Genomic DNA, 13,832 nt, shown 5'->3' on the forward strand with positions numbered 1-13,832 from the left:
ATATGGACTATTAGATAAGCAGGTGAGATGAGAGGGGCAAGTGATATGAATCAAGATAAAGGAATACTGTTAGAAAGTGGTACAAACGAACTGGAAATTGTCGAATTCGAGATAGGAAATGTTTTATTTGGCATCAATGTAGTAAAAGTTAGAGAGATTATTAATCCCGTATCTATTACACCTGTTCCAAATGCGCATTCTTACATAGAAGGTATTATAGAGCTAAGAGGGGAAGTTCTTCCTGTTGTTGACATAGCCAAAGCGTTAAAAATGGAACCTTCAAATACGCCGGAAAAAGATAAGTTAATTGTTACAGAGTTCAATCGGCAAAAAATTGTCTTTCATACCCATGCAGTGACGCAAATTCACCGTATTTCTTGGAAAGAAATTGAGAAGCCTTCAGATTTGTATCAAGGTTTGGAAACGCAGATTACTGGAGTGGTAAAATTAAACGGACAAATGATTCTGCTTTTAGACTTTGAAAAGCTGATTTCTGACGTGAACCCTGATGCGGGTATTAATCAGTCGAAAATAAAAAAGCTAGGGGCCAGGGAACGCTCCAATAAAAAGATTGTCGTGGCTGAAGACTCGCCGCTGCTGCGCCGAATGATTGAAGATACTCTTGCACAAGCAGGTTATGAGAACACGGAATTTTTTGAGAACGGTGAGGAAGCATGGAACTATCTAAGCTCGGTGATCGATGAAGGAGTGGAAATCAGTGATCAAGTTCAGCTGCTTATTACAGATATAGAAATGCCGCAAATGGATGGACATCATTTAACTAAAAAAGTGAAAGAAAATCCTCAGCTTTCTATCCTTCCAGTCATTATTTTCTCTTCTCTTATCACGGAAGATTTACGTCACAAGGGAAAGATGGTAGGAGCAGAAGGACAAGTAAGTAAGCCGGAAATCGGAGAGCTTGTTGAGTTGATTGATCTCTATATTTTGTAGGATGACAAAATAGTGCCTGAAAGCAGATTGCTCCACTTCAGGCACTTTCTTTAAAAATAACTTTTACCCAGCGGTTTAAACACAGGTGCTTGCCGTTTTCTTGGAGTCGAAACAGGGCTTTTGGCCGGCTGTACGAGATGACCCGTATATTTAGATAATAAGCGCTTCGCATAAGATAATGACATAGTCGTTTTGGGATTTCGATACTGATGGTTTAAATGGCCGAGGTGTGATAACTCTTTGAAGTCTTCTTTCTTTGGAGGCATATGGAAAAAGTAGTCTCCAACTGATACAAGTACATCTGATTTTTGTTGACTTTTACCAGGGTTTGGCGAAAAGTGAAGTCCTTCTTTTTTTGCTTTTCCTTCTAAAATTAGTTGATCTAATGCAATTTTCTTTAACGTATATAACTGCTTAGGATCAGGAGCAGCTTTTGCGTGACGATTTACAGTGAAAATAGCTTGTGCAATCTCAGATACAGACGGGGTCAAAGAGCCTTGTCCATTTGCTTGAGACATACGTTCACTCCCTTTCTATCATATCAGCTGTTCAACCTATAAGGTGAAAGCTGATACGTTCATTATAGCGTGTCTTGTCCCATTTGAAAATAATTACACGAAGAAGTATTTTGGTAATTACTGAAATTTCTTATGTATAGGGTTTGTTTTGTTGCGCTTCCTTATACAAGTAAAGTGGAACAGCACGCCATACTTTCTCTTTTTTTAAAATGCTGCTCACACAGTTACACAATCATTAATTAGTAAATCCTGAACTATTGAGCCATTCGCCGAGAAGGTCGAATATAAACACCAGTACCATTTGGCACAATTTGAGCTAGCTCATTTACTTGGGCATTATACATGCGAATGCATCCTTTGGATACGGCTTTTCCAATAGAACTTGGATCATTTGTTCCGTGAATGCCATAGGACTTTTTAGACAAGCTTAGCCACATTGTACCAAAAGGCCCCCCGGGTTTTGGCTCCCGGTTAACGATAACAAAGTCTCCAGTAGGGGTTGCGCTCAGCATTTTTCCTGCTGCAATGGGATAGACTTTTTGTATGACATTATTTCTTCGTAATTCAAGCTGTTTTTCAGCAATAAACACGTGGATCGTGTAAGGAATGAGCTCTTTATCGGGAAGGTTTGGAATGATGATTACTTGCCCTGGCTTCAGCGTACGATGGCTTACAAAAGGGTTAGCCATCCACAGGTCTTCAACCGGAATCCGGTAGTCACCTGAAACACTTTGCCAGGTTTCACCCCGCTTTACTGTATATCTCATTAACTTCGCTCCTTTGATATATGACTATGTTATAACAGTATACGATTGAAAAAAGTAAAAGTGACTTTTGTGAGCATAAAGTTATTTTGAAAAAGGTGTTGAAATTACATTGACGTATAAGCATGGACTGATTGATATAGGTTCAAATACGATACGCCTTGTTATTTATAAATACAACAAAGGCAGAGGGTTTAAGCAAATTGAAAACGTGAAAGTAGCTGCACGGCTTCGAAATTATTTAAGTAAAGAAGGAGTGTTAACGGCTAAAGGAATATATACCTTGCTTGATACGCTTAAAACGTTTGGAGTTATTACCAAGCATCATCAGCTGTCGCACGTTACCTGTGTGGCCACAGCTACCATCCGTCAAGCGACTAATGCAAAAGAAGTTCTAGCGGTTGTAAAAAAAGAAACGGGCTTTTCTATTCAACTATTGTCTGAATATGAAGAAGCGTATTACGGCTTTGTTGCAGTTATTCATTCCACTTCGATCGAAGAAGCCATTACAATTGACATTGGCGGGGGAAGTACGGAAGTTACGTATTTTCGCAATCGAGAGTTAGTGCAGTACCACAGCTTTCCGTTCGGTACCTTATCTCTACGTCTGCAGTTCGTCAAAGGCAATATTCCCACTGCAGAAGAAAAAGTGAAAATACGGGATTTTGTGCTCCGGCATTTCCATACCGTTCCGTGGCTTTTAAATCGCCATGTTCCGATTGTAGCAATGGGAGGAAGTGCAAGAAGTATGGTGCAACTGCATCAAGGTTTTATCCACTATCCTCTCGCGGGGCTGCATCAATATGAAATGAATTTAGCTGATATATTGCATGTGAAATCGGCTATAGGCTCATTGTCATATCACAATCTTCAAAAGCTAGACCGCTTGTCAAAAGATCGTGCCGATACAATTTTGCCAGCGATTGAAGTATTTCAATCAGTATATGAAACCGTGAACGCGACTCGCTTCATCTTAAGCCGCAAAGGCTTGAGAGAAGGAGTGTTATTTAAAGAAGCATCTGATGCTAATATCCAGCCAATGTACCCCGATGTCATACAGCAAAGTTTTCAAGAAATAATGGAAGAGTTTGAAATAAGTAAAGAGTACGTCAAACAGCTTACGAGCACAGCTATTATGATATTTCAGCATCTTAGAGAGCAGGGGCCGGTTGATTTAAAAGAGGATGACTTAGCGCTTCTTATAAAAGCTGCGCAAGTGTATGATATAGGAGAGTATATTGATGCGGAATCAAGCAGCCAGCATACGTTTTACGTGCTTGCTAATCGTACAATAGATGGAATTTCACATAGAGAACGTTTAAAGCTGGCACTTGTTTCTTCATATAAAGGGAAGTTTTCTTTTAGGCAATATGTTGCTCCTTTTAAAAAGTGGTTAACAAAAGAAGAACAAAAAAAAGTCCAGCTGCTCGGTGCGGTTTTAAAAATAGCTGATGGCTTACATGCAACAAAGCGAAATGTTGTTCAACATATTGATACGAAAAGCGATGAAAACACAGTTACGATTAAACTATTATGTACAAAAGCCTTTCTTCCTGAACAATATCAGGCTGAAAAACAGAAAAAGCATCTAGAAAAAGTAGTCAAAAAAAATATTGTTCTTGAATTTACTAAGCTTTAGAATAACGCTGGATCGGTTAGAATATTCAGTATAGCTAACTAGATTAAATCCATTATCCTGGAAGGTGAGGCTAATGTTAGAAAGTAATCGGACTTATAAGCAAGCCATACAAGTGGCTGATTCAGCTTATTACAATAATCGTGAATTGAGCTGGCTGGCCTTTAACAAGCGGGTGCTGGAAGAAGCTGTAGATACGAAAAACCCTTTGCTTGAGCGATTTAAATTTCTAGGGATTTTCAGTTCGAACCTGGATGAGTTTTTTATGATTCGGGTAGCGGGGTTAAAAGATCAGGTGAAGGCTGGATTTACCAAACCCGAAAACAAAGCAGGTTTAACTCCTAAACAGCAGCTATTCTCTATCTCCAAACAAAACCACAATCTTGTCAAGCAGCAGTATGATACGTATATTCACACACTTCTTCCCGAATTACAGAAATACGGTGTGGAAATCATTACGATTGAACAGCTGAAGAAATCAAATCTAGATAAGCTTGAACAGTATTTTGATGAGCAAATCTTTCCCGTATTGACTCCTATGGCTATCGATACCTACCGGCCGTTTCCTATGTTGATGAATAAAAGCTTGAACTTAGCAGTCGTCCTTTCAGAACAGTTAAATGATGAGCAGCAAATTGCTGAGATAAAAGGAAGACTAGCTATTGTCCAAGTACCTTCGATGCTAACGCGCTATATTGAAATAGCTACGTCAGATTCTACCCGTCTATTTGTATTGCTAGAAGATGTGATTGCCTATTTTATTAAAAAATTGTTTAAGGGATACCGCGTTTCTTCTGTTTCTCAATTTCGAATTACCCGCAACGCAGATATGACTATTCACGAAGAAGACGCTCAAGATTTACTAAAAGAGATTGAAGAAGAGTTGCAGAAGCGAAAATGGGGAGCGGCTGTTCGTCTTGAGATTAAGCGTCCATATGATCTGGATGTACTAGCGTATGTAAAGTCAGTCCTTGAAATTGATGATGAAGATGTGTATGGGATCGAAGGACAGCTGGATTTAACCAGTTTATTTTCGTTTTATAGATTACTTAAATCTACGCATGAAGAGTTGGCTGAAAAAGCCTTTATTCCTAAGCTTACAACAGGGTTACATCCGGATCAAAATGTTTTCGACCAAGTGATTCAAAGAGACATTTTGCTTCATCATCCTTATGAATCGTTTAAGCCGGTCCTTGATTTTGTTAACTTTGCAGCAGACGATGAAAATGTGCTAGCTATTAAGCAGACGTTATACAGGGTAAGCGGAGATTCTCCTGTTATTAAAGCATTAAAACGAGCGGCTGCAAAAGGTAAACAAGTGACGGTACTAGTTGAACTAAAAGCAAGGTTTGATGAAGAGAATAATGTGCAATGGGCTAAAGAGCTAGAGCGGGCAGGATGCCACGTGATATATGGAATGACGCATTTAAAAACGCATGGTAAAATTACGCTCGTGGTGAGAAGAGAAGGAGAGCATATTAAGCGATTTGTTCATCTTGGTACTGGGAATTACAACGATGCGACGGCAAAGATCTATACGGATATAAGTCTTTTTACTGTCAACCGAAACATCGGGATAGATGCGGCCAATTTTTTTAATTACTTAAGTGGCTATACGCAAAAACCAGTATATCATCATTTATCCGTTGCACCATTTGATATAAGAAATGATTTTTTGCATCTCATTGATCAGGAAATCCATTATCATAAACGGTATGGCAATGGAAGAATCATTGGGAAAATGAACTCATTGACGGATAAAATTTTAATTATGAAGCTATATGAAGCTTCTATAGCTGGTGTGGCAATCGAACTCATTGTTAGAGGAGCGTGCTGCTTGCGCCCTCAAGTTCAAGGCGTTAGCGAGAATATAAGAGTAAGAAGCATTGTCGGACGATTTTTAGAACATAGCCGAATTTATTATTTTCATCATAATAAACAGGAAAGGTTTTTCTTTTCATCTGCAGATATGATGACAAGAAATATGGTGAAACGAGTAGAAATTTTATTTCCTATCTTGGATACACATTTGAAAAAAAAAGTGTGGAAATGGCTTGAAGTTATGCTTGCTGATAATGTAAAAGCACGAGAACAAGATCAAGAAGGAAATTATCATTACGTCATAAAAAAAGAACATGAGCTCTCTATTAATAGTCAAGAGATCTTTTGTCAATATGCTCTTTGCGACGAGCAAGAATAACATAAAAAAAGCCGAGTGCTCGGCTTTTTAGTCATGTTATTATCTAGGAATGGGACCAACAGGACCGTATCCAGGTCCGTAGTATGTGTTATAAACAGGAGCACCGCCTCCATAGCCGGCACCAGGGTAGCCTCCTCCAGGAAATCCACCGCCGTAAAACGGAACCGGATAAGGATAAGGTGGTGGACAGCACCCAGGTCTGCCTCCAAAACCGCCAACAGCTAGTCCGCCAAGCAGCCCACCAGCTAAGCCAGCAACAAAGGGAAATCCAAAAAAGCGCTCGTCACCATTTGGAATATTACGATATCCTGTATAGGGATATTGATAGTACATAATTTAACCTCCTTGTCAGTTGTCTTTGTAGTGTATGGCTGAACGGAAGCTTTTGAGCCTGGTTTATTTCTTTAAGACTAGAATTAGGCGGTCATGATCAGCTAAAAAAAGACAAAAAAACATAAAAACGCCCTGTAAGGGCGTTTTTATATTGATTGCAAGGTGAAAAGCGTAATTTCAGGCGTAGCTAAAAAACGAAAAGGAATGCGCGTGGTTCCTAAGCCTCTATTCACATAAAGCTTCATTTTAGAATCTCCAACTTCGTACATTCCTTCAGGGTAAACTGTCCCAAAGGGCGGTGTAATCAAAGGACCGTAAAAAGGAATTTGAATTTGGCCTCCGTGACTATGGCCGGAGAGCTGAAGATCCACTGGAAAAGGAGCTGCTTTGACAGCAACGTCAGGTTCATGAATCATAGCAATAGAAAAGATATCCGGCTGTAATTGACCTAGCGTTCCTTCATATTGTGGATTCCCCAGCATAATATCATCAAGTCCGCAAATATGAATGTAGCTTTTATCAGGCATGGACACCGTGTCAACTTCATTTACTAGAAGTCTAAATCCTGCGTTTTCAATGGCTTGTTTGTAGATATTTGTTCCATACCCTCCATGATCATGGTTTCCATATATTGCGTATTTTCCAAGAGGAGCCTGAAGCCTTTGTAAAATCGGGGGGATTCTTTCTGGATGCGGGTATTCATTAGGTACATCCATTAAATCTCCGGTAAATAATATAATATTAGGCTTCAAATTATTTATGGTTACCATAAGCTGTTCTAGTTGTAATAAATCATAAGATAGTCCAAGGTGAATATCACTAAATTGTAAAATTTTTATTCCGTTAAAGCTTTTCGGAATGTTTTTAGAAGTAATTGTATGACGAACAATTTGCAGACGTCTAGGCTCAATATATTTGGCATATGTATACCCAAAAGACGTGGTGAGCAAAGACCCTAACGAAATGGACGCTAGTCCTTTCAAAAAAGATCGTCTTGTATACGTCTTTTTCATGCAAAATCAACCTATTCCTTATAGTTTTCAAGTTTTCATTATAGCATTGTTTTTTTTATCATCACAACGAGAAGTCTGCTTTTAAGTTAAATAGATAAAAGTTTCACTTTATTCAGAAAAAATAGTAAAATGAAATTGTAAAACACTTATATTTTGGGGAGGATGAGAAATTGAAGAACAAGGTCGTAATTGTTACTGGCGGTTCAAGTGGAATGGGAAAACATATGGCGAAGCGATTTGCAGAACAAGGTGCTCATGTGGTAATCACGGGCAGGTCAGCCGAGCGATTACAAGAAACAGAAAATGAAATTAAAACATTTGATGGACAGGTACTTTCAGTGGTGATGGATGTACGCAATCCAGAAGATGTGGAACGAATGGTTCAAGAAACAGACAAGTCATTTGGACAAATTGATTTTTTAGTTAATAATGCTGCAGGCAATTTTATATGTGCAGCTGAAGACTTATCTATTAACGGATGGAACAGCGTAATTAATATCGTATTAAATGGTACATTTTACTGCAGTTCCGCAGTAGGGAAGTATTGGATCGATAAAGGTACAAAAGGAGCTATTACAAATATTGTGGCTACATATGCCTGGAATGCAGGAGCAGGTGTTATTCATTCAGCTTGTGCCAAGTCAGGAGTTTTAACCATGACGCGCACGCTCGCAGTAGAGTGGGGAAAGAAATATGGTATACGGGTGAATGCGATTGCGCCGGGGCCGATCGAGCGAACAGGAGGAGCAGATAAATTATTTGAATCAGAAAAAATGAAAGCGCGTACATTAAATTCTGTACCATTAGGACGCCTTGGAACTCCTGAGGAAATAGCAGGATTAGCTAGTTTCTTATTCTCCGATGAAGCGTCTTATATCAATGGGGAATGCATCACGATGGACGGGGGACAGTGGCTAAATCAGCATCCTTTTTAAGTTTGGATACGCACTAAAAAGTACAAAGCAAACCGAGAAGGGCTAGCAAAATTATGCTATTCGTATTATACTAACGTAAAGTGAACAAGGAGAGGGGAGAGTTGAGTGGACCCGTTAGATGTATTAACAAACATAGAGAAAACTCTTCCGTATTATCAAGCAATTTTTAGTGCAGATGGACATAGAGTAATTGGCTATGAAGTGTTGGCGAGGTTTCAAAATGAAGGGGAAATTGAAAGTCTCGGCCCATTCTTTCATGATGATGCGATTCCGGATGAATATCGCATAGAAGTTGATTATGCTGTTTTAACACAAGCGCTCGAGCATATGTTGACCCAGGAAGAACAATTTTTAATTTTTATTAATCAAAACCCTAATTTATTAATGAACGATCATGGAGAATCCTTGCTAGAATTATTGAAACTTTTCGAAAATAAAGGATTGTCGCTTGATCGAATTGTTCTTGAAATTACAGAACACAATTTTAGTGGAGATTTGGAATCACTTCAACACTTACTAAAGTATTATCAAACATATGGTATTAAGATTGCAATTGATAATATAGGAAAAGAAAGTAGTAATCTAGACAGGATTGGGTTGCTTTCACCAGATATCTTAAAAGTAGATTTACATATTCTAAGACAAACAGACATGGCGCAGTCGTATCAAGACGTATTGTATTCTTTATCTCTGTTAGCAAGGAAAATGGGTGCTACGCTTCTATACGAAGATATAGAAGCCTCCTATCAGCTGCAATATGCATGGAGAAACGGAGGCAGGTATTTTCAAGGTTATTATTTACATAAGCCGGCTGCTGAACTTGTCGATCCGAACATCTTAAAGGATAAACTAAAGGAACGTTTTGAAATGTATATCGCTCACGAAAAGAAAAAGCTGCTTGCTGTTTACCAGCTGACAGAACGCTTTCAAGATAAAATGCAGCAGGTAATGACAAAGTGCAGAAAGCTAGAAACGTATGACGATATGCTGCCTGTTATTGCAGAAGAACTATCCAACGTGTGTTTTCGCCTTTACATCTGCGATGAAAATGGATTTCAAAAGTCTTCTAACTATGTAAAGAAAAACGAGGATTGGATTCTTGAGCCTGAATATGTAAAGAAAAATTGGAGCTGGCGCCCGTATTTTCTTGAGAATATTATTCGAATGAGCTATGAAAAAAAAGGCATATTATCAGATTTGTATAATGATATTGAAACAGGCGAGAATATCCGAACTTTTTCGTATCCAATTGATAATATGCACTATGTATTCCTTGATATTTCATATTCTTTTTTATACGAAAGAGACGTTTTATAGAGAATGAATAAGTGGAAGTTAAACCGGCAGCTAGCAAAAGTGGTTGCCGGTTTTTTATGTTTTTTAGAGGAGAACGACAGTCGGCTATAGAGATATGCATAGGCAGGGGAATTTTCGGAATTCTAATAAAAAAGAAGCTAAGGAGCTGATTTAATTTGAAGAAAATATGCTTATTTGTCTTTTTGCTGATTGTCTTGTACTCCGGAAAATCTGTTCATGCAGAAGTATCAGGAGAGATTAGGCATGAAATCTTTATAAATTTGCAGGACGCTTATCAGGCTCAGCTAAGAGCTGCGTCTGCCCATACTAATCAAGATGCTGCTCGTGAGCTGAAATTGTTTTTAGATGATGAGTATGCATATGTATTTTTTAATGAGGCTCTCTTACAAAAAGCTCAAGGGTATGTCGGAGAGGGACCTGAATATTTAACACACTATATCCCTTTCTTTTCTTTCGATGAACAGACCAAGGTAGCTCTTCATTCCGACCAAAACAAAGCTTATGTCTATCAATTTTTTCCGGCTGTGCATAATGAACGGGTAAAATACCAAGATCATTATGAAATGATCACTTTAGTAAAAAAACAGGGGAAATGGAAAGTGCAAAAGCTTATATATAGTAAGTAACACTCAAAATAGCTGAGGAAAGCTTATTTTGAGTGTTACTGTTACCCGATGTTAAGAAGCTTCTCAAGCGCTTGAAGGTCAAATCCTCTGATAATTTTCTGGTCAACACGAATGGTCGGAGTGGAATAAGACTCTAACTCAGTAGTCATTCGTTTTCGAGCAGAAGCATCTTTAGATACGTCAAATTCTTTATAGGAAACGTGATGATGCTGTAAAAACTGTTTAACAATTTCGCAAGGTGGGCAAGCTGGTTGTGTGTACAACTCTATAGATCTCAATGAAAGCACCTCCCTATATCAAAATGAATGATGTTAAAGTAGAATAAAGTTTTGTATGATACATAGTATATCGCTATGTTATTATAATAAAAAACGACATATATCGCTATAATAAGGCATTTTCTTATGAAAAATCACGTAAAGTACTTGTGTTTTTTTAGTATGTGGCATATAGTGAAATGGTGTCTTTTAAGTATTAGTTTAGATAAAGGATTTATTTGAATTGATATTGTAGAAAAGTCGAATGCGTAATGATGTAATAGGTGAAAGGAGAGATTATATGTCACAATTACAAGGTATTTTAACTCGTCTTGTGAATCTCCGTGAACAAGCAAGTGGAAGTGAAGCGCCACAACGCTTCTTCGAAGTAGAGGGAAAAAGAATTTGCAGCGTGAAATATCATGCAAAAACTGAAACATACGAACTTGAAGTATATCAAGATGGTGAAAAGCCAGCCGTTTATCAATTTGATAACGTTGATATGATTGCAATTGAAATTTTTGAACTTATTCATTAAGGGATAAAGCAAAACGAATGCCGCAAAGGATTTTATACTTTGCGGTATTTTTTTGTTACTGCCTATGGAGTTTTTGCGGTGGCTTCTGCCCTATTTTCCCGAGAAATATCGACAAAGTGATAGCAGATTTTCTGATAAATGGAAGGAACGGGTCGAATGCTGTAAAAAAACCAAAATAAAAAATTCAGATAATTATGAACTTTCGTTGACACTTGTTTTAAAAAAATCTAGACTTAACATATAAGGGAGAACATCGGGTGTGTCTGCTTCTATTCCCTCTTAAAGGTTCGCATTTACGTAAGCAAGCTATTTTCATTTTGTAGCTTGTTCTTTTTCTCTTTACACACGTGGAAGTTATGAGAAATGGAAGGAGAATGTATAAATGATTGATATTGATCACAACCAGTTAAATCAAATTGAACTTCGAGATTTGCTTGTCACTTCTGATAAAGTTGCTCATGTTCAAGTGGGAAATAATTTAGAACATGCTTTGCTTGTGTTAACAAAGACTGGCTATACGTCCATTCCCGTATTAAATCCAAGGTTTCAGCTGCAGGGGTTCGTGAGCATGACGCTTATTTTAGATTCGATTTTAGGATTAAAGCGCATTGAATTTGAACGATTAGAAACCATGAAAGTAGAAGAAGTTATGAATCAAAATGTTCCTCGTGTCTCCATGAAAAAATCTGTATTAAAAGTCATAAATGCCATGATTAACCATCCTTTTTTGTGCGTAGAGAATGAAGATGGTATTTTTGAAGGGATTTTAACACGAAGAAATTTGTTAAAGTCATTAAGAAGGCAGTCCATCATTCTCCCGAAGGAGTCATTTCAATAATTTTTTTAGGAAATCGTGTTTCAGCCTATCTTTCTCCGTTTTTTTCTTATATGATAAAGGTAAAATGAAAGTAAAAAGAGGCTTGAAAGGAATAACTGAATGCAATTAATAGAATGTCGAATGCTCGTTGTATTAGCTCAAGAATTAAATATGAGAAAAGCTGCAGAGAGATTATTTGTATCGCAACCAGCTTTATCACAGAGGCTGCAAACCATTGAAAAAGCATGGGATACACAAATCTTCATTCGTTCGCAAAAAGGACTGTCATTAACGCCTGCTGGAGAAAAGATTGTTCAATTTGCAAAAGAAGTGGTAGAAAAAGAAGATCGGGTTCGCGAGGACTTGCATCATTTAGATAATGAAGTATATGGTACACTCAAATTAGCGGTGGCGTCGATTATTGGACAGCACTGGCTGCCGGCGGTGTTAAAACGCTATATGGATCGTTACCCACATGCTAAAATCTCTCTTGTAACCGGTTGGAGCAGTGAAATGCTTCGCTACCTGTACGAAGATGAGGTACATATTGGAATCATACGCGGAAACCCGGATTGGAAAGGCGTCAAAGAACATTTGTTTACAGATCCTCTTTATCTAGTTGATTCAGAAATTGAAAGGGCAGCGGAAGTAGTAAATACTCATCGACCATTTATTCAATTTAAAAGTGACTCAACGTATTATCAAGAAATTTTAGAATGGTGGCATCGAGAGTTTCATACTACACCGAAACGTACGATTGTAGTGGATCAGATTGAGACGTGTAAGCAAATGGCTTTAAATGGTCTTGGCTTCGCTATTTTACCATCGATTGCTATTAAAGAAGCTGGAAGCCATATTCACCGGACGCCGCTTCTGAAAGCAAATGGAGAGCCAATTACCCGAGACACTTCTTTAGTTGGATATGAATCAGCTTTTAAACTGAAGCAAGTTCGAGCATTTGTTGATATTGTACGTGAATATGTAAGAGAAACGGTCTAAAGCGAGCCTACATGCTCGCTTTTTTTATTTGCAATCGTTATCTTTTTATTAAAACGATAATGATGCTTGTCATTGTGAAAGCATTTTGTTACATTAAATGAGACATTGCTTACTTAGGAGGAATACATAATGAAAATGATGGATGCTAATGAGATTATCTCATTTATTCAAAACAGCACAAAATCAACACCGGTAAAAGTTTACGTAAAAGGTGAAGTAGAAGGAATTGACTTTGGTTCATCTTCTAAAACATTCGTAACGGGCAACACAGGTGTAGTGTTCGGTGAATGGAAAGAAATTAAAGCTGCTATTGAAGCAAACGAAGGAAAAATTGAAGACTACGTAATTGAAAACGATCGCCGCAACTCTGCGATTCCTTTATTAGATATGAAAGGAATTAAAGCTCGCATTGAGCCAGGCGCTATTATTCGTGATCAAGTTGAAATCGGCGACAACGCTGTTATTATGATGGGTGCATCTATTAACATCGGTTCTGTAATCGGTGAAGGAACAATGATCGACATGAACGTAGTACTTGGTGGTCGTGCAACAGTAGGTAAAAACTGTCATATCGGCGCAGGTTCTGTATTAGCTGGTGTTATTGAGCCACCTTCTGCAAAACCAGTTGTAGTAGAAGATGACGTAGTAATCGGTGCTAATGCTGTTGTTCTTGAAGGTGTAACAGTAGGTAAAGGTGCCGTAGTTGCTGCAGGTGCAATCGTGGTAGAAGATGTAGCTCCTTACACAGTAGTAGCAGGTACGCCGGCTCGCGTTATTAAAGAAATTGACGAAAAAACAAAGTCTAAAACAGAAATCAAGCAAGAATTGCGTCAATTAAACGAAGAATAAGAAAAACGATCAGTTTGCGCTTTTTCTTTGCTGAATTAGTCGGTTTTAGCGATTGGGATACTGAATCCTTAAACGTATC

15 protein-coding genes are annotated in these 13,832 nt (G+C 38.1%); 10 read left to right on the forward strand and 5 right to left on the reverse strand.

The window, feature by feature from the left end; all coding sequences use genetic code 11:
• The first annotated feature begins 45 nt into the window (after positions 1-45).
• The gene (locus ACOZIR_RS15860) at positions 46-951 is read left to right on the forward strand and encodes a chemotaxis protein (protein ID WP_328121315.1); all 906 of its coding nucleotides are present in this window, start codon (positions 46-48) and stop codon (positions 949-951) included.
• A gap of 50 nt (positions 952-1,001) precedes the next feature.
• Here the strand turns inward: ACOZIR_RS15860 and ACOZIR_RS15865 are convergent, their stop codons facing one another.
• Both ACOZIR_RS15865 and ACOZIR_RS15870 read right to left on the reverse strand, forming a co-directional pair.
• Positions 1,002-1,469 (reverse strand): YkyB family protein, encoded by a 468-nt coding sequence (locus tag ACOZIR_RS15865; RefSeq protein WP_013056025.1) that lies wholly within the window; start codon positions 1,467-1,469, stop codon positions 1,002-1,004.
• Between the two features lie 254 nt (positions 1,470-1,723).
• Positions 1,724-2,236: a L,D-transpeptidase family protein gene (locus tag ACOZIR_RS15870; protein ID WP_045292745.1), complete on the reverse strand. Its 513-nt coding sequence runs from the start codon at positions 2,234-2,236 to the stop codon at positions 1,724-1,726.
• A gap of 109 nt (positions 2,237-2,345) precedes the next feature.
• Here ACOZIR_RS15870 and ACOZIR_RS15875 point away from each other — a divergent pair, with 109 nt between their 5' ends.
• Both ACOZIR_RS15875 and ACOZIR_RS15880 read left to right on the forward strand, forming a co-directional pair.
• On the forward strand, positions 2,346-3,872 hold the full coding sequence (locus ACOZIR_RS15875; RefSeq protein ID WP_421535709.1) for an exopolyphosphatase: 1,527 nt from the start codon (positions 2,346-2,348) through the stop codon (positions 3,870-3,872).
• A 73-nt stretch (positions 3,873-3,945) separates the two neighbouring features.
• Positions 3,946-6,069, forward strand: a complete 2,124-nt coding sequence (locus ACOZIR_RS15880) for an RNA degradosome polyphosphate kinase (RefSeq protein ID WP_415383517.1) — start codon at positions 3,946-3,948, stop codon at positions 6,067-6,069.
• A 39-nt stretch (positions 6,070-6,108) separates the two neighbouring features.
• Here the strand turns inward: ACOZIR_RS15880 and ACOZIR_RS15885 are convergent, their stop codons facing one another.
• Both ACOZIR_RS15885 and ACOZIR_RS15890 read right to left on the reverse strand, forming a co-directional pair.
• The gene (locus tag ACOZIR_RS15885) at positions 6,109-6,402 is read right to left on the reverse strand and encodes a hypothetical protein (RefSeq protein WP_013082274.1); all 294 of its coding nucleotides are present in this window, start codon (positions 6,400-6,402) and stop codon (positions 6,109-6,111) included.
• A gap of 146 nt (positions 6,403-6,548) precedes the next feature.
• Positions 6,549-7,415, reverse strand: coding sequence for a metallophosphoesterase (locus ACOZIR_RS15890; RefSeq protein ID WP_045292738.1), 867 nt, complete (start codon positions 7,413-7,415; stop codon positions 6,549-6,551).
• 170 nt (positions 7,416-7,585) lie between these two features.
• Between ACOZIR_RS15890 and fadH the strand changes: the two genes are divergently transcribed.
• The 3 genes from fadH (at position 7,586) to ACOZIR_RS15905 (ending at position 10,293) form a co-directional block, all read left to right on the forward strand.
• On the forward strand, positions 7,586-8,350 hold the full coding sequence (gene fadH / locus ACOZIR_RS15895) for a 2,4-dienoyl-CoA reductase (protein WP_411304010.1): 765 nt from the start codon (positions 7,586-7,588) through the stop codon (positions 8,348-8,350).
• Positions 8,351-8,455: 105 nt separating this feature from the next.
• Positions 8,456-9,667 carry an EAL domain-containing protein gene (locus ACOZIR_RS15900; protein ID WP_045292735.1) on the forward strand — a complete coding sequence of 404 codons (1,212 nt, stop codon included), beginning with the start codon at positions 8,456-8,458 and terminating at the stop codon, positions 9,665-9,667.
• 155 nt (positions 9,668-9,822) lie between these two features.
• Positions 9,823-10,293: a DUF3993 domain-containing protein gene (locus ACOZIR_RS15905; RefSeq protein WP_421535710.1), complete on the forward strand. Its 471-nt coding sequence runs from the start codon at positions 9,823-9,825 to the stop codon at positions 10,291-10,293.
• A 41-nt stretch (positions 10,294-10,334) separates the two neighbouring features.
• Here ACOZIR_RS15905 and ACOZIR_RS15910 read toward each other — a convergent pair whose 3' ends face one another.
• Positions 10,335-10,571 carry a glutaredoxin domain-containing protein gene (locus ACOZIR_RS15910; RefSeq protein WP_415383513.1) on the reverse strand — a complete coding sequence of 79 codons (237 nt, stop codon included), beginning with the start codon at positions 10,569-10,571 and terminating at the stop codon, positions 10,335-10,337.
• Between the two features lie 280 nt (positions 10,572-10,851).
• Here ACOZIR_RS15910 and ACOZIR_RS15915 point away from each other — a divergent pair, with 280 nt between their 5' ends.
• From ACOZIR_RS15915 to dapD, 4 genes are all read left to right on the forward strand, one after another.
• Positions 10,852-11,088 carry a YkuJ family protein gene (locus tag ACOZIR_RS15915; protein WP_013056035.1) on the forward strand — a complete coding sequence of 79 codons (237 nt, stop codon included), beginning with the start codon at positions 10,852-10,854 and terminating at the stop codon, positions 11,086-11,088.
• A 382-nt stretch (positions 11,089-11,470) separates the two neighbouring features.
• Positions 11,471-11,926, forward strand: a complete 456-nt coding sequence (cbpB, locus tag ACOZIR_RS15920; RefSeq protein WP_013056036.1) for a cyclic-di-AMP-binding protein CbpB — start codon at positions 11,471-11,473, stop codon at positions 11,924-11,926.
• Positions 11,927-12,025: 99 nt separating this feature from the next.
• A complete protein-coding gene (locus ACOZIR_RS15925) occupies positions 12,026-12,904 on the forward strand; it encodes a LysR family transcriptional regulator (protein ID WP_013056037.1) in 879 nt (292 codons plus the stop codon).
• Between the two features lie 129 nt (positions 12,905-13,033).
• Positions 13,034-13,753, forward strand: a complete 720-nt coding sequence (dapD, locus tag ACOZIR_RS15930) for a 2,3,4,5-tetrahydropyridine-2,6-dicarboxylate N-acetyltransferase (protein WP_013082280.1) — start codon at positions 13,034-13,036, stop codon at positions 13,751-13,753.
• Positions 13,754-13,832 lie beyond the last annotated feature (79 nt).

Source organism: Priestia sp. D3YE.R1 (genome assembly GCF_049199565.1).
Classification (GTDB): Bacteria; Bacillota; Bacilli; order Bacillales; family Bacillaceae_H; genus Priestia; species Priestia aryabhattai.

Bases quoted from the DNA above. Each gene is read 5' to 3' on its own strand.
- ACOZIR_RS15860 (WP_328121315.1), top strand. From the start codon at position 46: ATGAATCAAGATAAAGGAATACTGTTAGAAAGTGGTACAAACGAACTG.
- ACOZIR_RS15865 (WP_013056025.1), bottom strand. From the start codon at position 1,469: ATGTCTCAAGCAAATGGACAAGGCTCTTTGACCCCGTCTGTATCTGAG.
- ACOZIR_RS15870 (WP_045292745.1), bottom strand. From the start codon at position 2,236: ATGAGATATACAGTAAAGCGGGGTGAAACCTGGCAAAGTGTTTCAGGT.
- ACOZIR_RS15880 (WP_415383517.1), top strand. From the start codon at position 3,946: ATGTTAGAAAGTAATCGGACTTATAAGCAAGCCATACAAGTGGCTGAT.
- ACOZIR_RS15885 (WP_013082274.1), bottom strand. From the start codon at position 6,402: ATGTACTATCAATATCCCTATACAGGATATCGTAATATTCCAAATGGT.
- ACOZIR_RS15890 (WP_045292738.1), bottom strand. From the start codon at position 7,415: ATGAAAAAGACGTATACAAGACGATCTTTTTTGAAAGGACTAGCGTCC.
- ACOZIR_RS15915 (WP_013056035.1), top strand. From the start codon at position 10,852: ATGTCACAATTACAAGGTATTTTAACTCGTCTTGTGAATCTCCGTGAA.
- cbpB (WP_013056036.1), top strand. From the start codon at position 11,471: ATGATTGATATTGATCACAACCAGTTAAATCAAATTGAACTTCGAGAT.
- ACOZIR_RS15925 (WP_013056037.1), top strand. From the start codon at position 12,026: ATGCAATTAATAGAATGTCGAATGCTCGTTGTATTAGCTCAAGAATTA.
- dapD (WP_013082280.1), top strand. From the start codon at position 13,034: ATGAAAATGATGGATGCTAATGAGATTATCTCATTTATTCAAAACAGC.